The 19,781-nt window shown below is 61.8% G+C and carries 14 protein-coding genes; 3 read left to right on the top strand and 11 right to left on the bottom strand.

The window, feature by feature from the left end; genetic code table 11:
- Positions 1 to 133 precede the first annotated feature (133 nt).
- The 3 genes from EB809_RS10675 to EB809_RS10685 all read left to right on the top strand — a co-directional run bounded on the left by EB809_RS10675 (position 134) and on the right by EB809_RS10685 (position 3,405).
- Entirely contained in the window at positions 134 to 733 is a 600-nt protein-coding gene (locus tag EB809_RS10675; RefSeq protein ID WP_123634823.1) for a peptidylprolyl isomerase, read from the top strand.
- A 17-nt stretch (positions 734 to 750) separates the two neighbouring features.
- Positions 751 to 2,640 (top strand): bifunctional tRNA (5-methylaminomethyl-2-thiouridine)(34)-methyltransferase MnmD/FAD-dependent 5-carboxymethylaminomethyl-2-thiouridine(34) oxidoreductase MnmC, encoded by a 1,890-nt coding sequence (gene mnmC, locus EB809_RS10680; protein WP_123634804.1) that lies wholly within the window; start codon positions 751 to 753, stop codon positions 2,638 to 2,640.
- Between the two features lie 132 nt (positions 2,641 to 2,772).
- Positions 2,773 to 3,405, top strand: coding sequence for a CBS domain-containing protein (locus tag EB809_RS10685; RefSeq protein WP_123634805.1), 633 nt, complete (start codon positions 2,773 to 2,775; stop codon positions 3,403 to 3,405).
- A 12-nt stretch (positions 3,406 to 3,417) separates the two neighbouring features.
- Here EB809_RS10685 and EB809_RS10690 read toward each other — a convergent pair whose 3' ends face one another.
- The 11 genes from EB809_RS10690 to fmdA form a co-directional block, all read right to left on the bottom strand.
- The gene (locus tag EB809_RS10690) at positions 3,418 to 6,201 is read right to left on the bottom strand and encodes a hypothetical protein (RefSeq protein ID WP_123634806.1); all 2,784 of its coding nucleotides are present in this window, start codon (positions 6,199 to 6,201) and stop codon (positions 3,418 to 3,420) included.
- A gap of 293 nt (positions 6,202 to 6,494) precedes the next feature.
- A complete protein-coding gene (gene ligA / locus EB809_RS10695; RefSeq protein ID WP_123634807.1) occupies positions 6,495 to 8,513 on the bottom strand; it encodes an NAD-dependent DNA ligase LigA in 2,019 nt (672 codons plus the stop codon).
- A gap of 75 nt (positions 8,514 to 8,588) precedes the next feature.
- Positions 8,589 to 9,692, bottom strand: coding sequence for a cell division protein ZipA (gene zipA, locus EB809_RS10700; protein WP_123634808.1), 1,104 nt, complete (start codon positions 9,690 to 9,692; stop codon positions 8,589 to 8,591).
- Positions 9,693 to 9,950: 258 nt separating this feature from the next.
- Positions 9,951 to 13,448, bottom strand: coding sequence for a chromosome segregation protein SMC (smc, locus tag EB809_RS10705; protein ID WP_123634809.1), 3,498 nt, complete (start codon positions 13,446 to 13,448; stop codon positions 9,951 to 9,953).
- Positions 13,449 to 13,484: 36 nt separating this feature from the next.
- Positions 13,485 to 14,168, bottom strand: coding sequence for a GntR family transcriptional regulator (locus EB809_RS10710; protein ID WP_123634810.1), 684 nt, complete (start codon positions 14,166 to 14,168; stop codon positions 13,485 to 13,487).
- A gap of 84 nt (positions 14,169 to 14,252) precedes the next feature.
- Entirely contained in the window at positions 14,253 to 14,657 is a 405-nt protein-coding gene (locus EB809_RS10715) for a YciI family protein (RefSeq protein ID WP_123634811.1), read from the bottom strand.
- A gap of 65 nt (positions 14,658 to 14,722) precedes the next feature.
- Positions 14,723 to 15,958, bottom strand: coding sequence for an RNA polymerase sigma factor (locus EB809_RS10720; protein WP_123634812.1), 1,236 nt, complete (start codon positions 15,956 to 15,958; stop codon positions 14,723 to 14,725).
- Between the two features lie 31 nt (positions 15,959 to 15,989).
- A complete protein-coding gene (dbpA, locus tag EB809_RS10725) occupies positions 15,990 to 17,366 on the bottom strand; it encodes an ATP-dependent RNA helicase DbpA (protein WP_123634813.1) in 1,377 nt (458 codons plus the stop codon).
- Positions 17,367 to 17,448: 82 nt separating this feature from the next.
- Positions 17,449 to 17,718, bottom strand: a complete 270-nt coding sequence (locus tag EB809_RS10730) for a YrhK family protein (RefSeq protein ID WP_123634814.1) — start codon at positions 17,716 to 17,718, stop codon at positions 17,449 to 17,451.
- A 148-nt stretch (positions 17,719 to 17,866) separates the two neighbouring features.
- On the bottom strand, positions 17,867 to 18,235 hold the full coding sequence (locus EB809_RS10735; protein WP_123634815.1) for an FmdB family zinc ribbon protein: 369 nt from the start codon (positions 18,233 to 18,235) through the stop codon (positions 17,867 to 17,869).
- Between the two features lie 3 nt (positions 18,236 to 18,238).
- Positions 18,239 to 19,471, bottom strand: coding sequence for a formamidase (fmdA, locus tag EB809_RS10740; protein ID WP_123634816.1), 1,233 nt, complete (start codon positions 19,469 to 19,471; stop codon positions 18,239 to 18,241).
- Positions 19,472 to 19,781 lie beyond the last annotated feature (310 nt).

Genomic DNA, 19,781 nt, shown 5'->3' on the forward strand with positions numbered 1-19,781 from the left:
AGCATCCTGCAAGCGGCTGATTTCCCTTAACAGCCGTGGAAATCTGATAAACTGCCCGGCACCCTGATCAAAGCATGAGGATCCTGTCTTGACGAGTCTCACCCTCAAAAACAACGTTAAATATCCCTATGGTGTGATCTTCCTTCGAGGATTGATTGCACTGATCCTGGCCACAGGATTGGTCACAGGCGTTCAGGCAGCGACCAGCGATCAGAATTCATTTCCTCAGGTCCGCCTCGATACCACCGAGGGCGTTGTGACCATCCGCCTGCGACCGGACGTGGCGCCGAAGACCGTGGCCAATTTCCTGGAATACGTGAAGGCCGGATACTACGACGGCACCGTCTTTCATCGGGTCATTCCCAGCTTTATGGTCCAGGGCGGCGGTTTCACGGTCGACCTGAGCCGTAAGACCACCCGTGCTCCGGTCCCCAACGAAGCCAGCGAGACGTTCGGTAATGTGCGCGGCTCCGTTGCCATGGCGCGAACCAACGATCCCGACTCGGCCACCTCGCAGTTCTTTATCAACCTGGTCGACAATCACTTTCTCGACAAGGGCGTTCGTGGCGCAGGCTACACCGTCTTCGGCACCGTCACCGACGGGATGGGCGCCGTCGACGCCATCGGCAATGTGCCGACCGAACGGCAGTCCGGCATGGCCGACGTTCCCGAGACGCCGGTCGTGATCCGCTCCGCCACCGTGATCGAGCCTGACCAGGACGCCAAGCCCTGATGTCCGGGGCACCGTCGATGTCAGCCACCCTTCGCCCGCCGGCGATTGAGTCGGCCGATCTGGAATGGCGCGACGGGCAACCGGTCTCCAAGCGCTTTGGCGACGTTTACTTCAGCCGGGAAAATGGCCTGGAGGAAACCCGTTACGTGTTTTTGGGCCATAACCGGCTGGAGGAGCGTTTCCGCGCCCTTTCCGGTGACGCCACGTTCGTCGTTGCCGAGACCGGCTTCGGTACCGGGCTCAATTTCCTCGCATCCTGGCAGGCGTGGCGGGAGGAGGCGCCGGACGACGCGCAGTTCCACTTCGTGTCCGTGGAACGCTTCCCGCTTACCCGGGCCGACCTGCAGCAGGCGTTGGCCCTGTGGCCAGTATTGACGCCGCTGGCGAACGACCTGCTGGCCGAGTATCCACCCCTGGTCACCGGCGTCCATCGCCTGGTGTTTGACGAAGGCCGGGTTCGGCTCACCCTGTATTTCGGGGAGGCGCAGGACGCCTGGCAAGCGCTCTCCTTTCAGGCCGACGCCTGGTTTCTCGATGGTTTCGCACCGTCCCTGAACCCGGACCTCTGGGCGGAAAGCCTGATCCGGTCCGTCGCCGACCACAGCCAGCCGGGCACCACCTTTGCCACCTTCACGGCCGTCGGCGCCGTTCGTCGCGCGCTCCAGGCGGAGGGATTTACCGTGCGCAAGGTGCCCGGATTCGGGCGCAAACGGGAGATGCTGGCCGGCGAACTGCCGGATGACGGAAAGCAGACTTCGAAGCTAAACAATCCAGAAGGCGCCGATGGCGAAGTCCTGGTGATTGGCGCCGGCATCGCCGCGTCGCTGGTAGCCCGAAACCTGGCCGATCGGGGCCGCACTGTACGGGTGTTATCAAAAGGCCCAGGCCCGGCGGATGGCGCCTCCGGCAACCCCCAGGCCGCCCTTTATGTCAAACTCGGCGTCGATTATGGCCCGGAAACCCAGCTGGCGCTGCATGCCCTGCTGCACGCCCAGCGCACCTACGCCCGCTATGCTCAACCCTATGCGCCAACATCATTCTGGCATCCCGGCGGCCTTCTGCAGCTCGCCACCACCGAACAGGAAAAATCCCGGCAAGCCCGGTTTCTCGATCGCAATGACTTTCCGGAGGACATCCTGCGCCCGGTCTCTGCGGCCGAAGCCAGTGAGCTGGCCGGCTGCCCGATCCGCCATGACGGCCTCTGGTTTCCGTCGAGCGGTTGGTTGGAGCCCGTGAACGTGTGTACCGCCCTGCTTGAGCACCCACGCATCACCTGTGAATTCGGATGCGAGGTCACCGACATAACCGTCCGCAACGGAGCCTGGCACCTCAGTGATCAACGCGGCCGTCAGTGGCAGGCGCGAGACGTGGTGGTCACTGGAGGGCATGAGGTGGGCGATGTGCTGCCCGGGCCCGCCCGGTACCGGTTCCGCGCCATTCGCGGCCAGGTAACGCAGTTGCCGTCGGACCTCCTGAACAACCCCGGCGTGGTCCTCTGCGGCCAAAGCTACATCAACCCTGTTCATCGGGGATATGCGGTGACGGGAGCCACGTTTGACCTGAAAGACAGCGATCCCGGCGTGCGCTCCTCGTCCCACCAGGACAATATCGAAAAGCTGGGGAGCTGGCTGCCCAACATCTGGCGCCAAGGCACGCCTCCGTCGGTCGACGCCCTGACCGGGCGCACCAGTTTCCGCTGCACGACGCACGACTATCAGCCCGTGGTCGGTTCTGTCGACGCCGAGCAGGATGGCCTGTACGTGCTGACCGGACTCGGCAGCAAGGGCTTCGCGTTTGCCCCGCTATTGGCGGAATGGCTGGTGGACCGGATCACCGGTCAACCGATGTGTCTACCCGAGTCGCTGAGCGCCCGGCTGTCTCTGGAGCGCTGCCTGTCGCCCGAATGAAAAATCCCCGCCATCCGGCAAGTTGCGCATTGTTACGATAAAGTCATTCACATTTGCAACGATCGGCCGATAACCTGTTAGAGGGCCCGGTGTGATTAAATAGGGTCTACCAGCAGTTTGCGAGGATGGCCAATGCCCATATTTGTCACCGAGCCGGGAAGGCCCCAGCCCACCCGGCTGCCCGAGGCTGCCCGGGGACAGTCCATCGGGGTGGTCGATGAACTCAACGAGAGTCAGCCGATCCACGAAAGCCGCAACGAACCGGTCGATCCCACCCGGAGCCGTCAGCAAGAGGCGGCCGTCAAGCGAGCCATTTCCGAATACGGCGAACAGGCCCAGTCTGACTCGGACGGGCCCGGCGGCTACCTGCCGGTCTCCCGCATGGCCTCTGACACCCTTTTCTCACTGCCTGCCGGCGCCACGTTGGCCGATGGTCTCAAGGAAATGCAGCGCCATGATGTGCATCACCTGTTGATCACGTCAGAAGACGCGGTGGCCGGCCTGGTCGACGACCGATGGATTCTCAACTGGCTGCATCAGCACCATGACGATGAGCGCCTGGTCCGCTTTGCGAGCATTGAGTTGCCCTCATTCCTGACGGCCACTCCCGAAACCGATGCCCATCAGCTGGCGCGCCTGATGCTTGCCCATCAGCTCAGCGCGGCGCTGGTCATCGGCCCACAGAGTCTACCGCTGGCCATCGTGACTAATACGGACTTCCTGCGTCTGTATGCGGAAAACAGCGTTCAGGAAGGCAACGTCTGACCCCTTACGCAATCAGGGGGTGTTCAGCAGCTGGCCATCGCCGTTGAGCAGGACCAGATGATAGACCCGGCTTCCGGACGAGCCGCTGGCAACCAGGGCAACAATCTCCGCATCCTCATAGGCCGCCAGTTTGATCAGCCTGGCGTTGCTGCCCAGCGACGGATACTGCTCCCGGTCATCTTCAACCAGCTTTGTGAATTCATGCTCGATGGGGTCGTCTTCCTCATCTTCGGCCGGCTCCTCGACCACCTCGTCTTCGCTTCGCACGCGCGCCAGGATCATGCCGGCCCCCTTGCCCTCAACGAAAGCCGCATCACTGTGCCCACCAACAATCATGTCGCCATCGAAAGCGGTCAGCGCGGTGAAGCTGTCACTTGCCACATCGTCCGGATCGTTGAGGGAAATGGCGGTCCTGAAGTTGCCTGAGAGATCGTAAGACAGCAGATAACCCTGCTTGGAGGCGTCCGATGCGTCGGTGACCAGTTCCGCAACATACTCGTCCGTATTGATATCGCGCCGATACCCGAAGTTGCCATCGCCCAGCATCCAGTAGCTGGACGAGGCCACGACGGCGGTATTGAGCGTGTCGTTCGAAGACGTACCGACCTGAACGATGCTCGGCGAGCTCTCGGTGCCACCGGAATAGCTCGACGTAAACAGATCCCGCCCGCCAAGGGGCGTTTCATCACCTATCTGGCCCAGCGTCGTACCGGCCAGGTAGGCGGTGGAACTGGACACGCCCAATCCCGCCAGCGTGTCATCCGATGACGAACCCTGTTGGCTGGTCCAGGCGATCACCGGGGACTGGACGGCGTCTTCGGTCTCCGTATCGATCCGCTGGGCATAAACGTCCTTACCGCCAGCGCGGGTTTCACCAGACCAGGTGCCCGTCGTTTCACCGGCAATGAAAACCCGGTTGCTGGCGTTGATGCCAATCCTGAGGGGTGTGTCGTCACCGCCGGAGCCAAACTGGCCATGCCAGAGCTCGGAGTATGCGGCGTCGCCAGCGTCACGGCGGAACAGATAGACCGCCTCATCCTTGCCACCCCGGTTGCTGGCGCCGCTAATCGCACCGTCGGTGGCAAACGTCAACGCCAGTGCATTGCGCACACGGGATTCCGTACCGGCTTCTATCGTGGTTCGCAGGAAGGTCAACCTGGGCTGTGGATCTACGCCGCTTTCCGCACTCAAGGTAAACGTTTTCTCCGGCGCGCCGCCAAACCGATTGTAGATGTCGACCACCACATCGTAGTGGCCATCGCCGGAATCCTTGAGAGCGCTGGCCACAAACATCCGCCCGTTGTCGCCGACCACCACATCGCTCGGCGTCTTGCCGGCCGATTCGTCGCCGACTTCCAGCGGACTGTCGAGCTCGTTCAGCCAGACTTTCAGGTCGCTTTCACTGGCCGCGTAGTTGGGGCGACCATCCTGATAGTCGGAATCGACGCTCACACTGACGTATTCGTCGTTATTGTCCGGACCATCTCCTGTGGGATTTTCCGAGGCGGGCGGTGCTGACGAGTCGTCGATGGCTCTCACCTGGAATTCCACCGTATCGACGCCCTGGCTGAACGTCAGCTCATTGCCGGCCACATAGGTGGTCGAGCCCACGTCATCCGGCACCAGGAATTCGTAATCCGGATCGGTGGCCGTGGCGTTGTCGCTGTCATTGATCAGCCGCACCTTGTATACGGTGTCATCCGGCTCCTGCTTGCGATCGAGCACGGCCTGGAAATTCTGGGTATCGCCTTCGTTGATGGCGCTGACGCTGTGGCCCTTCAAGCTCTGGAAAGTCACGGCCGGCTGATTGTCGGCGATGGATAACGACTCCGAGACGCCGTCATTGTCCCCGCCCAGCGCCACCAGTCCCTGGCGTACCTCGGTCAAGGCAATCTCAAACTGCTCGGTCGGCTCGGCGAATTGGTCGTCAACCACTTCCAGTCGGATAAAGCACTCGGTAATGCCCCGATCGATCGTAAGCACGCCGGAAGTATCGTCGATCACCTCAATATAGTCGGGCTGTGGCAGGCGCTCTTCGCCACCACTGTTGTTCTGATTGCCGGCCAGCACCACGTCCTTGCCAAGCTGGGCCTCTTCCCGGTTACGCAGCGAAAACTCGCAGTCCTGACCGGAGGTCGCGCCATCATCGCAGGCCGTCGGATCGTAGTCCGACTGGAGTTCAAACGCGATTTTGGTGGTCTGTACAGAGGGCTGGTCCAGCAACACGCGCACGATCACCGGATAGGTTTTCAAGGTTGCCGATTCAGACCCCGACACGGTCCCGTCCGTATTGAAGGTATCGTAGGTGATCTGGTGCAGACCGGTACCCTTCATGGGTGGCATGGCGCAGGTTTCACCTTCACCGGCACCGTCCACATCGTCGGATCGCTCCCCCTCGGTAAAATTCTCCGCGGAGGCGGTCACCAGATTCTGCTTCACCTCAATATCAAACGGTTGGACGCCAACCCGAGAACCATCGGTTGCGGTCAGGTTGATATCGTTGGTGGTCCCCAGGTCCGCTTCTCCACGGTTGCCGCCGGTTACCCCCGGCACGCCGCGGATGATGATGCCCTCGCGTGCCTTGTTGCTGGTGTCTTCCATGGCCAGCCAGGGCGGTGCGTTGGTCAGCGAGTAATCGAGGATGGCATCGCCGCCATAGGCGCCGAAGTTGTAGTAATACTCCACGCCCAGATAAGCCGTTTTCGCGGGCGTGCCCAAAACCGTGGGATTGTCGGGGGATTTTTCGGTCTTACAGCCCGCCAGCGCCATGATGGCGGGGATCAGGACGATGCCCACCGCTGACCATCGGGAGCGTCTTGATGTTGTATTCGTTACGGATCGCGGGGTTTTGGGAAGTTCGGACCGCAAGATCGTGCTGGCTCGCATGCAGAAATCCATTTACCGACGTTGTTGTTGTCTTTGCGCGACAACGGCCACACACCCGAACGGGTTACAGGCCGTTACACACCAACGTCATGGTAATGAAAATGCGATCCGCGCAATCTGCACGAGTTCTCAGAATGGAGGGGTCCAGGAGGCCACAACCCCGAATCCACGGATTTCTTGACCTCGAGGAGCGTTCACTCGCCTTACCCTTCCTGCTCCTTCAGGAAAGCAATGAAGGCGGCTTCGTCCATGACCGGAACACCCAGCGATTCCGCCTTGGTCAGCTTGGATCCCGCCGCCTCACCGAAGACCACCTGGCTGGTTTTCTTGGACACACTCCCGGACACCTTGGCACCCAACGCCTCCAGTCGCTCCTTGGCGTCTTCCCGGGTCATCTCCGAGAGAGTACCGGTCAGGACGAAGGTCTGTCCTTTCAGGGGTTTCGGAGAAGCTGACGGCTCCAGCGTCTGCCACTGCACGCCGGCCGCTTTCAGGGCCTCCAGAATTTCCTGGTTATGCGGCTGCTCGAAAAACAGACGAATGTGACCGGCCACGACCGGGCCCACGTCCGGCACGTCCTGCAAGGCCTCTTCATCGGCTTCCATGATCGGTGGCAAATCACCAAAGTGGGACGCCAGCCCCTTGGCCGTGGCCTCGCCGACTTCACGGATACCCAAGGCGTAGATAAACCGCCACAGCTCCGGGTGCTTGGACTCGGCGATGGCGTTGACGAGGTTGCTCGCCGACTTTTCACCCATACGGTCGAGGGTCTTGAGGTCGTCGACCGTCAGCGAATAGAGATCGGCCACGGTCTTCACCATGCCCCGCTCCACCAGGATATCGATCCACTTCTCGCCCAGCCCTTCGATGTCCAGGGCCCGGCGCGAACCATAGTGGCGAATGGCTTCGCGCTGCTGGGCGCCACAGTAGAGACCGCCGGTACAGCGGGCAACCACCTCGCCCTCTAGCTGAACCACTTCGGACCCGCACACGGGGCAATGCTCGGGCCGCTTCACCGCTTCCGCGTTGGCGGGGCGTTCCTCGGCCACCACCTTGACCACTTGCGGTATCACATCGCCGGCCCGGCGGATAAACACGGTGTCGCCCACATGCAGATCCAGACGCTCGATTTCGTCCATGTTGTGCAGGGTGGCGTTGCTCACCGTGACGCCCCCGACAAAAACCGGCTTGAGCCGAGCGACCGGGGTCACCGCACCGGTACGCCCGACCTGGAATTCCACCGCCTCAACGATAGTCATTTCTTCCTGCGCCGGGAACTTGTGGGCAATGGCCCAGCGCGGCGCCCGGGAGACGAAGCCAAGCTCCCGTTGCAGGGCAAGATCGTTCACCTTGAAGACAATGCCGTCGATCTCGTAGGCCAAATCGTTGCGGCGCGCCATAAGGTCTTCGTACGCCTCCTGACACGCCTCGACGCCGACCGCCTTGCGCATCTCAGGATTGATACGGAACCCCCACTCTTTCAGCTTCTGCATGCCGTCCCAGTGGTTGTCGGGCAGCAGGCTTTCATCCTCGACGGCGACGCTGTAGGTGCAGAGTTCCAGCGGACGGCGCGCCGTCACCCGGGCATCCTTCTGACGCAGGCTGCCAGCGGCGGCATTGCGGGGATTGACGAAGGTTTTCTCACCGCGATCGGCCAGGTCCCGGTTCAGCTTCTCGAAGCCGGCCTTGGGCATGTAGACCTCGCCGCGCACTTCCAGCTCAGCCGGATAACCTGCCCCACGCAACTTGAGAGGCACTGACGGAATCGTCCGGATATTGGCCGTGATGTCCTCACCGGTGTAGCCGTCACCCCGGGTCGCCGCTCGATCCAGGACGCCATCCTGGTAATGCAGGCTCACCGCCAAACCGTCCAGCTTTGGCTCAGCCACATACTCCACGGGCTCTTCCCGCTGCAGGCGATCCCGCACCCGGCGATCGAAATCGTTCATTTCCTCGGCACTGAACGCGTTATCCAGCGACAACATGGGGACCCGATGGGTCACTTCGGCAAAGGTGTTCGACGGCATGGCGCCGACACGCTGGGTGGGCGAATCCGCCGTTACGAGTTCGGGATGCTCGGCTTCGAGCTGCTGGAGTTCGCGCATCAGGCGGTCGTAGGTGGCATCGGGAACGGCCGGCTCGTCCAGAACGTAGTAACGGTAGTTGTGATCGTTAATCTGTTCCCGCAACTGCTCGATGCGCTGGGTCGCCTTGTCTGCCATGTGTCTCCGCCTGTTACAAAAATGCCCGGTGAAAACCGGGCATTATGACATACTCTTTCGTGCTCAACGTCGGTGTCATCCCACCCGCTGGGAGCGGCGCTTGCGCTCAAACTCGCGGATACGTTGTCGACAGTGCTCGATGGTCTGCGGCGTCATCACGCTGCGACGTTCGTCCTTGAGCTCCCCGCCCAGGTTGTGCACGACGCACTGGGCCGTTTCCACCATGAACTCGAACGCCTTCAGGGAGTCCGACGGTCCCGGCATGCTCATGAAGAAGCTGATGCCCGGGGTTTCCATGCCGTCCAGATCCTGGTCGCGGAAGGTGCCGGGCTCAACAGCATTGGCCACGCTGAACTGGACCGGGCTGCGGGTGTCGCTCTCTTCGTGACGGTGGTAGATCTCCATATCACCGAACTCCAGACCGCACCCTTCGAATAACTTGCGCAATGCCGTGCCATCGAACGCCTTCTGTTGGCGGGCCAGCACGTTGATGACGATCACTTCCTGGGCATCCGGGCGGTTGGCGCCGGCCAGGGGCGCCCCATCGTCCCGTTGAGTTGGACGGGTTGCCGGTTCGACCGCCACCTCATCCTCGACGTCGGGCGCTTCCTCCACTTCAATGTGTCGTGCGACAGGAGGCTCCGGCTCTGGCTCGGGTTCCGCCTCAGGCTCAAACCCGGGTTGCTGATCTCGCTCCGGCTCCGGTTCGGCGGTATCCCAGCTGTCCCCTTTCCAGGCTTCCTCAAAACGTTCCTGGGACTCATCGAACGCACTCATGTGCTCGACGGGCTCCTCCAGCTCTTCCGCCCGCTCGCTGCCCATATCGGATGGCTGCCAGGACGACGGCGCCTCAGACTCTTCTTCAGAGGTTCGATTCGGTTGGTCGGCTACGACCGGACGGGTCGGCTTTTGCGGCGGCGACGCGAAGCGGGATTTCCCCGATCTGCGGACATAGCCCCGTTCTTCCAGCGTCTCCCGGGTGATCGGACGGGAACCGCCATTCGGCAGCTCCGGATTGAATTCTTCATCGATGGGGGTCGATTCGATGTCGTCGGCGCCCATGCCTGAGGAGATCGCGGCCGCTTCCTGGCGGGCACGACGCATGCGACGTACTCCGTCGATCACGATCCCCAGGATGATCAGGGCCCCAATGGCAATTAACCATTCACGCAGAGACATAAAAATGCAGTCCTGTTCTTTCTTCTTAATCCGTCTGGTTGCGTCACGTCTTTCCGGGAATACGGGTTACAGGGATTACAGGTGTGCAAACAGTGTCCTATCGTGCCCTGCCGGCGCTCTCGGCTCCCGAATACTCTAAGCAATGACCGTCAGGAATACAACGCGCCGCCCGGCCACATGGCCGGATTGTCATCATAGGCGGCATAATTTTGACAATCTGGCCCTTTCACCCTCGCCCGGATACCGACAACGCGGCGATCAGGCTTCCGCCAGAGCGGCTGCCTCTTCCACATCCACCGAGACGAGACGCGAACAACCCGGCTCGTGCATGGTGACCCCCATCAACTGGTCGGCCATTTCCATAGCGATCTTGTTGTGGGTGATGTAGATGAACTGCACCTGCGAGGCCATCTCCTTCACCATATTGGCATACCGGCCCACGTTGGCGTCGTCCAGCGGCGCGTCCACCTCGTCCAGCATACAGAACGGCGCCGGGTTGAGCTGGAAGATCGAGAACACCAGCGCGATCGCCGTCAGGGCCTTCTCGCCACCCGACAGCAGGTGGATGGTGCTGTTCTTCTTGCCCGGCGGCCGGGCCATGATGGCGACGCCGGTTTCCAGCAGGTCCTCGCCGGTCAGCTCCAGGTAGGCACTGCCGCCGCCAAAGACCTTCGGGAACAGGGCCTGCAGGCCTCCGTTGACCTTGTCGAAGGTTTCCTTGAAGCGCTGACGGGTTTCCCGGTCGATCTTGCGGATGGCAGACTCCAGGGTCTCCAGCGCCTCGACGAGGTCGGTGTGCTGGGTGTCCAGATAGGTCTTGCGCTCACTCTGGACCTGGTATTCGTCGATGGCCGCCAGGTTGATGGCGCCCAACCGCTGGATCCGGTTGCCGATTTTCTCCAGTTCTTCGGCCCAGGCTTTCTCCGTGGCATCCTCCGGCAGGGTCTCGATCACTTCCGCCAGTCGGACGTTGAGTTCCTGCAACTGCTCCACGTGGTTGCCGGCGCGAATCTCGAGGGCCTGGGACTCCATCTTGACCTTTTCCAGGCTGGCGCGGACGTCCTGGATCCGGTGTTCGACGCGGCTGCGGTTCTGTTCCAGCTCCCGCACTTCACGGTCGATCTCTTCCAGCGCATCCCGTGCGCCACCCAGCTTTTCTTCTTCGGCCAATCGGCGGTCCAGCAAACCTTCCAGCTGCAGAGACAGGTCTTCGATCGGTTCCTCGGCGACCTCCCGATTCTCACGCAGCACCATGATGCGCTCTTCCAGCCGCTCCTTCTGCAGCTGCATGCGGTCCAGGGTCTGCTTGAGGCCGTCGTGCTGACTCTGCAGGGACTGGATCTGCAATTCCACCTGGTGCGCATGATCCCGGTCGTGGCGGGCCTGATGGCGCATGCCGTCCAGTTTCTCGCGCAATGAATCCCGGCGACTGAGCAGGGATTCCTTTTCGTTGGCGTGATCTTCGGTGGCGTTCAGCGCGTCCTGCCAGACGGCCCGGATTTCCTCGAGCTTGCCAAGCTCTTCTTCCTGCTGTTCGCGCACGTCGGCGGTATCGTCGTCGATACGTACGAGACGGGATTCAATCTGCTCGGCCCGAGCCTCAAGGCCGCTCAGCTTCGAGGCCACATCGCTCAGTTCCCGGTCCGCGCCGGAAAGCTGCTGCTGGGCGTCGTCACGACGCAGCTCGGCATCCTGGGTCCGCTCCTTGAGCTCGGCCAGACGTTCGCTGGCTTCATCCCACCGGGCGGTCAGTTCTTCCACCTCGGCCGTAAGGGTATCGACCTTTTCCTGGCGGGCGATCACACCCACCTGCCCCTCAGCGGACTCCGGAGTCTTGAGCCAGTGGCGGCCCAGCCAGACACCGTCGCGGGTTACAATGGATTCGTGCGGGGCGAGGCGATCGCGCAGCGCCAACGCGTCATCCAGTGTCTCGGCTGCATGGATCGTATCCAGGAATCCACCGAGACCACCCGCGTTGTTCACTTCCGCCGACAAACGGCCGGCGCTGCCGCCCACGGTCTGATCGGTCGCGGCCATCAGGGACAGCCCACGGGGCGCCTCTCCCAGGGTGTCGCGGAGAAAATCGACGGAATCGACGCAAACGCTCTGGGTAAAGCTGCCCAGCACCTGTTCCACGGCGAACGCCCAATCGCCGGAGGCCTTGATCTGCTGGGCATAACGCGGCTTCTCACTCAACTGCTGGGTGTGGAGCCAGTCCTGGAGCGCATCGTCATTGCTGCCCAATTGTTCGGCCAGCAGAGCCTCCTGTGAGGTCAGGTTGGCCTTGGCAGTCTGGAGCTGCTCGCGCAGCTCATTGCTGGCGCTTTCAGCATCCAGTTGCTGGTCGCGGGCGTCCTGGAGTTCGGCGTTGGCCGATTCGATCTGCTCCTGCGCCTCTTCACGCCGCATCTGCAGGATCTCCCGCTGTTCGCGGAGGCTGTCCAACTCGTCCCGCTGGATCTGCCCTTCCAGCAGCTGGCGCTCATCCAGCAGACGTTGCAGCCGGGTTTTCAGGCTTTCTATGGCGTCCTCGGTCGAACGGATGCGGGACTGGGCCAGCTCCGCCCGCTGGCGCGCTTCGGCGGACCGGCTGCTGAAGCCTTCCCATTCCTGCTGCCAGTCGCTCATGGCCTGCTCGGCCGCGTGCAGGGATTCCGCCGATGTTTCGGACTTAGCGGCGAGTTCTTCCCGCTCGGGCTCCAGCATGGCCAGTTCTTCCGCCGCGCTGTTCAGCTTTTCTTCATCAGCGCCCAGCTCCTCGGCCAGTTCCCGCCGGTTGGCCAGGGCCTGGTCGAGTTCGGTCGCCATCTGGCGGGAGCGTTCGCGCTGGTGTTCGAGGCTCTGCTCGATCCGGGCAATGTCCGCGCCGGCCTCGTAGTAGCGGGCCTGGGCGCGATTAAAATGTTCGGTACGATCCTGATGGTCTTCCCGCAGGCCTTCCAGGCGGGTTTCCAGACTGACGCGTTCGGTCAGCAGTCGCTCCAGTTCCAACTCGGTTTCGCGGATTTTTTCACGGGCGGTTTGCAGGTCGGCATCGAGGGCCTGCCAGCGCAACACGGTCAGCTCGGCCTTTTTCTGTCGCTCTTCCTGCTTCAGGGCCTTGTAGCGCTCCGCCGCCTGGGCCTGGCGCTGCAGGTGCTGGAGTTGACGATCCAGCTCGTCCCGCAAGTCGGTGAGGCGTTCCAGGTTTTCGGTGGTGCGACGGATGCGGTTCTCGGTTTCCCGGCGGCGCTCCTTGTATTTGGAAATACCCGCCGCTTCCTCGATATAGACCCGCAGCTCTTCAGGCTTCGCTTCAATCAGGCGGGAAATCATCCCCTGCTCGATGATGGCGTAACTGCGTGGCCCCAGACCGGTGCCCAGGAACAGGTCGGTAATGTCGCGCCGGCGGCACTTGGTGCCATTGAGGAAATACTCGGACTGTCCTTCCCGGGTCACCCGGCGTTTGACGGAAATTTCGGTAAACGCCGCATGCTGCCCCGGCGCGGAGCCGTCGGAATTGTCGAAGACCAGTTCGATGGACGCCTGCCCGACCGGCTTGCGGGCGCTGGAGCCGTTGAAGATGACGTCGGTCATGGACTCACCGCGCAGGTACTTGGCGGAGCTTTCCCCCATGACCCAACGGACGGCGTCGATGATGTTGGACTTGCCACAGCCGTTCGGTCCCACCACCGCGGTCATGTTCGATGGAAACGGTACCGTGGTGGGGTCCACGAAGGATTTGAAACCGGCGAGTTTGATCGATTTTAGACGCATATCGGCCCGCTAACCTGCTCTGTCATTGCCTGCTGCTTATCCCTGACGGGCAGCGTCATTGTCCATGTCGAGGGTCTTGAGCACCAATGCACGCTGGTGCTCACCAAACTGCTGGATGCTGCGTACCAGCGCTGTACTGTCCCGCTCAGCCGCCGCAGCTGCCAGCGACCGGAAAAAGCGCCGGGTTTCGGCCACCTCGCCCCGGAAATGGTCCATGGCCAGATAGTACGTGCGACTGATCGCCGGCCGGAAGTTTTCCAGCGTCTCTTCCAGGAACGGGTTGTCGACGATGTGATAGGCCCGCCGCATGACTTCGAAGCCATTATCGATAATGCTTTCCCGGGACGGCTCGCCGGATTCGATCATCGCATCCAGCTTGCGAACCTGCTCCACCAGAGGCACCAGATCCGCCCCTTCGGTCGTCTCGATCAACCGCCGCGCCAGCATCCCCAGCAGTTCGATGTAGATGTCGTAGAGGCTGTTGACCAGCTGTGGCGTCAACTGCGAAACCACGGCCCCTTTGCGGGGAAAAATCTCGATCAGGTAGCGCCGCTCCAGAATGAGCAGCGCTTCCCGGACCGATCCCCGACTGACGTCCAGCTCACCGGCGATCCGCAATTCCTGGATCCGGTCGCCCGGGCGTAGCTGGCCGACAATAATCTGCTGCCCCAGGTGCTGGGCGATCTGCTCGGAAAGGCTTTCTGGCGCTTGAAACCGCATGGTTGACGTCACGACTCGCAAATAACGCCGGAGTGTAACACAACGCCGGTGCGAGCCCAGCCATGGCTTTGCGCGATCGAGTCTTTATCGATTGCGATCGGCCCAGGGCCGGTCGTCCTGCGGTGCGTCGTCGCCAAACGGGGTGATGTCCCGCAGTGGCCGGATCTCGATGCTGCCCAACCGCGCCGGCGGAATTTTCTCAGCCAGGCGGATGGCATCGTTCAGGTCCCTGGCCTCCAGCATGTAGAACCCGGCGAGCTGTTCCTTGGTTTCGGCAAAGGGACCGTCCGTGGCGGTCGCGCGGCCGTCCCGGACCCGGACCGTGGTTGCGGTATCCACGGGCTGCAAGGCACTGCCATCGAGGTAATGACCCTGCTGTTGAAGCCCGTACACACAGGCCAGGCATTCCCGGTTGAGGGAGGTCCACTCGTCGCCGGTCATCTGTTTGATGATGTTTTCGTCGTAATACACCAATGCGAGGTATTTCATGGCTTTTCCCTGAAGTGGTTGTTTTTCTATTCCTTGTCGAACCGACGGCCTTCGAATCGACACGGTCAGGCAACGCCGGCGCCCATTTCGTCGATACGATGTTGAAGAAAGCGACGCTCCGGTTCCTGCCCGGCCAAAACCAGTGCCCGCTGATAGGCAGTCCTGGCTTCCTCGATTCGCCCAAGGCGTCGCAACAGGTCAGCCCGCGCGGCATGGGCCAGATGGTAGGCGTCCAGCGCCTTACCCGCCAGCAGCTCGTCAATCAGGGTCAGCCCGGCCTGGGGGCCATCACGCATGGCAACAGCCACCGCCCGGTTCAGGGCGACCACCGGGGTCGGAGACTGCTGCATCAGCACGTCGTAGAGACCGACGATCTGCGGCCAGTCTGTGGCTTCCGCCGTCGGCGCTTCGTCATGGACTGCCGCAATGGCGGCCTGCAGGGTATAGGGTCCAAAGCGGCGGGTGGCGAGGGCGTCGGTCACCAGCGCAGCGCCCTCTTGGATGGTCGCCCGATCCCACAGGCTGCGCTCTTGCTGGTCGAGAGGCACCAGATTCCCTTCCGGTGTCTGACGGGCCGACCGTCGGGCGTTTTGTAGCAGCATCAGCGCCAGCAACCCTTTCACCTCCGGGGCCGGCAACAACGCGAGCAGAAGGCGACCGAGACGGATGGCCTCGTCGGCCAGTTGGTAACGGCTCACCTGTTCACCGCTGGTGGCGGAGTAGCCCTCGTTAAACACCAGGTAGACGACCCGGAGCACCTCGTCCAGCCGGGCCGACATCTGTGACGGTCCCGGCACTTCATAGGGAATACCGGCGTCCCGGATCTTGTTCTTGGCGCGTACGATCCGCTGGGCCAGCGTGGCCGGCGTGGTCAGGAAGGCCCGGGCAATCTCTTCGGTGGTCAGCCCGCAGACTTCCCGCAGCGTCATGGCAATCTGGGCTTCGGGGGCAAGGCCGGGATGGCAGCAGGTGAAGATCAGGCGCAGCTGGTCGTCTTCCAGCATCTCATCGTCGCTGTCTGCTACGGCATGAGGTGTGGACGTTGGCTGGTCGAGCTGGCGGGTAATGTCCTCGAACTTCACCCGGCGACGAATCTGGTCGATGGCGCGGAAGCGGCCGGTGGAGACCAGCCAGGCGCTGGGATTGGCCGGAATGCCCTCCTCCGGCCACTGGGCCAGCGCGCAGGTGAAGGCGTCGTGCAGCGCCTCCTCGGCCTGCTCGAAGTCACCCAGCAGTCGAATGAGTGTCGCCAGGACTTTCCGTGAGTCTCGGGCGTAGATGGCTTCGATCTCTTTACGCATGGCGTCGTCCCTGCCTGCGATCCGTTAAAGGTCAAATGCGTCGGGCGCGGAAGGACCGCCCCTTCAACTTACCTGAAGAAAGCTTCTCAAGTGCCTGTTTTGCATGATCCCGCGTCACGGCCACGAAAGCACTGTTATCCGTGACGTTAATCTTGCCGACGGCCTTGCCCGGTACGCCGGATTCACCCGTCAACGCGCCCAGTATATCGCCGGGACGCACTTTCTGCTTTTTACCCCCATCAATCTGCAGCGTCACCATGGGCGGTTTGTACGTCGTCTGGTGGCGCTGATTTCCGGAAGGAAGATTCGACTCATCAATGGTTTGGCCGGTCTTCTCAGAAAGTTTCTCAAGTTTGTAGCGTTCCTTCTCCGAGAAGAACGTGAACGCCAGGCCGTGGCTGCCGGCGCGACCGGTCCGGCCGATGCGGTGAACGTGGACATCCAGATCCCGCGCCACATGGAAGTTGAACACCGCGTCCAGGTTGTCGATGTCCAGCCCTCGCGCGGCCACGTCGGTGGCGACCAACACCGTTGCACTCTTGTTGGCGAAGCGGATCAGCATCAGGTCCCGCGCCTTCTGTTCCAGGTCGCCGTGCAGGGCCAGTGCGCTGAAGCCCATGCTGCGCAGCGCATCCGCCACCTCGTCGGTCTCCCGCTTGGTGTTGCAGAAGACAATGGCGGAATCCGGACGGTGCTTCATCAGCAACAGTCGCAGCCCTTCCAGCCGCTGGGCGTCGTCGCGAACGGGATAAAAGCGCTGACGGATGGTCTGGTCGCTCTGATGGGTCTCGACCTCCACCCGCTCAGGGTGATGCATCACGCGTTCAGCGATCGTCTGGATCTCATCCGGGTAGGTGGCACTGAACAGCAGTGTCTGACGCTGTGCCGGCATTTCGGCGATGATCTCGTCCAGGACCTCCTGGAAACCCATATCCAGCATCCGATCGGCTTCATCCAGCACCAGCGTTTCCACATCCGCCAGCGACAGGGTGCGCTTGCGGAGGTGATCCGAAATACGACCCGGCGTGCCTACGATGATGTGGGCACCGTGCTCCAGCGAACCGATTTGCGGGCCGATCGGCGTTCCGCCACACAAACTCAGGATCTTGATGTTATGGATGGCACGGGCCAGCTTGCGCAGCTCCTGCGCCACCTGGTCCGCCAGCTCCCGCGTTGGGCACAGGACTAGCGCCTGGATCCGAAATCGTGAGACGTCCAGCTTGTGCAGTACGCCCAACCCGAAGGCCGCGGTCTTGCCGGAGCCGGTTTTGGCCTGCGCGATCAGATCCTGACCGGCCAGGACAATGGGAAGACTGGCTGCCTGGATCGGCGTCATGGACCGGTAACCCAGGGAATCCAGGTTACCGAGCAGGTCGGTGCGAAGCTTGAGCGTGCTGAAATCGGACATAGCGGGGTATCGGGCCTGTTCGGTGTGGCATCGGGGCGATCCACAAAAATAAGTTGGCGGCCATTCTACACCAAGCCGCCCCTTACCAATGTATCGGTCCTTTCCGCAGGTTCTTCACATAGCGCTTGTTCAGGGTGCGCAGCAACGGCGCAAACAGGAAGAACACACTGCCAATGATGAAGAACCAGGTCGCCACCGTCTGCCACTTCTCCCAGAGGAACAAAATGCTGCCCACCAGGAACAGGATCGCCGAGATATAGTCGTTGGCAATGTGAAGCCATTCATAGCGCTCGTGAATCTTTTTCTCGGCTTCAAGCATCTCATGGTCAAGCTCGTGAACAGGCTTGTTCATGACGGAGACTCCTCCTCGTCCAGTCGCGTGATTTCAATCGGGATAAACGATCACAGTGCCCGCGACACCCGGCGTTCGCAAGGTTATTAAAGAGGAAGGTCAAGTTGGAACGGGGCCCGGACAGCGAGTCCGGGCCGGATAAGAACGATCAGTGGCTGATCATCCACGGACGCATGGAGGGAAACATCTTCTTGCCGTCGGCGGTGTAGAACAGCTTCGAATGACGCCGTTCCGTATGGTCGCACCCGCAGCCCTTCCGTGCGGCATGGCGGGCGCGATCGTCTGCCTCGGCGCGGGAGTCCGCCGTCGAGAAGACCGGTTCATGACGGGCCTTCTCGTTGCGGGCCTGGGCATCCTGGCGGTCGCGGTCCAGGCCGCGCAGCTCCGGCGGCAGCACGATGACTCGTGCCGACATCACGCCGCAAGTGGGACAGGCCGCCGGTTTGGCGGCGTCGTCCATGCGGGCCAGTTGATAGAAATGGCCATGCTCCCGGCACTTGTAGTCGTAGACAGGCATGGCTTACTCCTTGTCCGGTGACAGAGGAACGTCCTTGCCGGCGGTGACCTTCTTGGACGGCCCATCCGCCGACGGATTGATGTCGAAGTCGAAGATACCGGTCGGCAACCAGAGCGTGGCGCAGGCGTTGGGCACGTCCACCACCCCGCTGATGTGGCCTTCCACCGGGGCACAACCGAGCAACGCGTAGCCCTGGGCCGGCGTGTAACCAAACTTGGTCAGGTATTCGATGGCGTTCAGGCAAGCCTGGCGATAGGCGATGTGAACGTCCAGGTAATGCTGCTTGCCCTGCTCGTCCACGGAGATACCCTCGAAGATGACGTAGTCGTCGTACTTGGGCTTGATCGGGCTGGGCTTGAAGATCGGGTTCTTGATGCCGTACTTCGCCATACCGTCCTTGACGACGTTGACCCGAAGATGAATCCAGCCTGCCATCTCGATGGCGCCGCAGAAGGTGATTTCACCGTCACCCTGGCTGAAGTGCAGGTCACCCACCGACAGGCCGCCGCCTTTCACGTAGACCGGGAAATACACCTTGGACCCGCGCGAAAGATCCTTGATGTCGCAGTTACCGCCGTGCTCACGAGGCGGAACGGTGCGGGCGCCCTCGGCTGCTGCCGCCGCCTTGGCTTCCCCGGTCAGCTTGCCCATGTGGGCGGTTTCGGCATAGGGCAGGTTCGCCAGGCCCGGCACACGATCCGGCTCGGTGTCATAGAGTTCCTTCTCACGACGGTTCCACTCGTCCAGCATCTCCTTGGACGGCAGGCAGCCGATCAGGCCGGGATGAATCATGCCGGCAAATTCCACGTTTGGAATATGGCGGGACTTGGTGAACATGCCGTTGAAGTCCCAGATGGATTTTTGCGCTTCCGGGAAATGCTCGGTCAGGAAGCCGCCACCGTTCTGCTTCGAGAAGAAGCCATTGAAGCCCCACTGGCTGTCATCGAACGCACCGATGTCCAGGATGTCCACTTCCAGCAGATCACCGGGTTCTGCGCCTTCGACACCCACCGGGCCGGACAGGAAGTGTACCTGGGTCAGGTCGACATCGCGCACGTCGTCCGCGCTGTCATTGTTCTTGATCTGGCCGCCGGTCCAATCGTGGCATTCGATGATGAAATCGTCACCCGGCTTGACCGTCGCCGCCATGGGAATATCGGGGTGCCAGCGGTTATGGACTTTCTCGTTTTCGTAGGCGGATTTATTCAGGTCGATCTTGATAATGGTTTCGGCCATCTTGGACGCTCCTCGAATCACGGCGTGAACAGTTGTTGGTATGGCTCGCAGGCCCGGCCTGCCAAGTCCTGTTCACTATCCGCCATCCCCACAACGCCCACTATTGGGAAAACGCCCCCCGTCCCTACGTCATTTGACGTATTGAGTGCGGGACATCGCCCAAGGGCGCCCTTTTCTATCGCCCATATCGGGATAGGGGGGAGCCTTCTGGCTCCGCCCCTCCCACACCACCCGGCAAGCGGGTCCGCACCGGGCGGTTCGAGAAGTTGAGGTTTACGAGAGACGCGGCACGCCTAACCGGTCGAAGTGG

This window comes from Marinobacter sp. R17 (assembly GCF_003789045.1).
GTDB lineage: Bacteria > Pseudomonadota > Gammaproteobacteria > Pseudomonadales > Oleiphilaceae > Marinobacter_A > Marinobacter_A mangrovi.

Coding starts and splice junctions, on each gene's coding strand:
- zipA (WP_123634808.1), bottom strand. CDS start 9,692: ATGTCTCTGCGTGAATGGTTAATTGCCATTGGGGCCCTGATCATCCTG.
- EB809_RS10710 (WP_123634810.1), bottom strand. CDS start 14,168: ATGCGGTTTCAAGCGCCAGAAAGCCTTTCCGAGCAGATCGCCCAGCAC.
- EB809_RS10730 (WP_123634814.1), bottom strand. CDS start 17,718: ATGAACAAGCCTGTTCACGAGCTTGACCATGAGATGCTTGAAGCCGAG.
- ligA (WP_123634807.1), bottom strand. CDS start 8,513: ATGGCAGACAAGGCGACCCAGCGCATCGAGCAGTTGCGGGAACAGATT.
- EB809_RS10685 (WP_123634805.1), top strand. CDS start 2,773: ATGCCCATATTTGTCACCGAGCCGGGAAGGCCCCAGCCCACCCGGCTG.
- EB809_RS10720 (WP_123634812.1), bottom strand. CDS start 15,958: ATGCGTAAAGAGATCGAAGCCATCTACGCCCGAGACTCACGGAAAGTC.
- mnmC (WP_123634804.1), top strand. CDS start 751: ATGTCAGCCACCCTTCGCCCGCCGGCGATTGAGTCGGCCGATCTGGAA.
- EB809_RS10715 (WP_123634811.1), bottom strand. CDS start 14,657: ATGAAATACCTCGCATTGGTGTATTACGACGAAAACATCATCAAACAG.
- fmdA (WP_123634816.1), bottom strand. CDS start 19,471: ATGGCCGAAACCATTATCAAGATCGACCTGAATAAATCCGCCTACGAA.
- EB809_RS10735 (WP_123634815.1), bottom strand. CDS start 18,235: ATGCCTGTCTACGACTACAAGTGCCGGGAGCATGGCCATTTCTATCAA.
- smc (WP_123634809.1), bottom strand. CDS start 13,448: ATGCGTCTAAAATCGATCAAACTCGCCGGTTTCAAATCCTTCGTGGAC.
- dbpA (WP_123634813.1), bottom strand. CDS start 17,366: ATGTCCGATTTCAGCACGCTCAAGCTTCGCACCGACCTGCTCGGTAAC.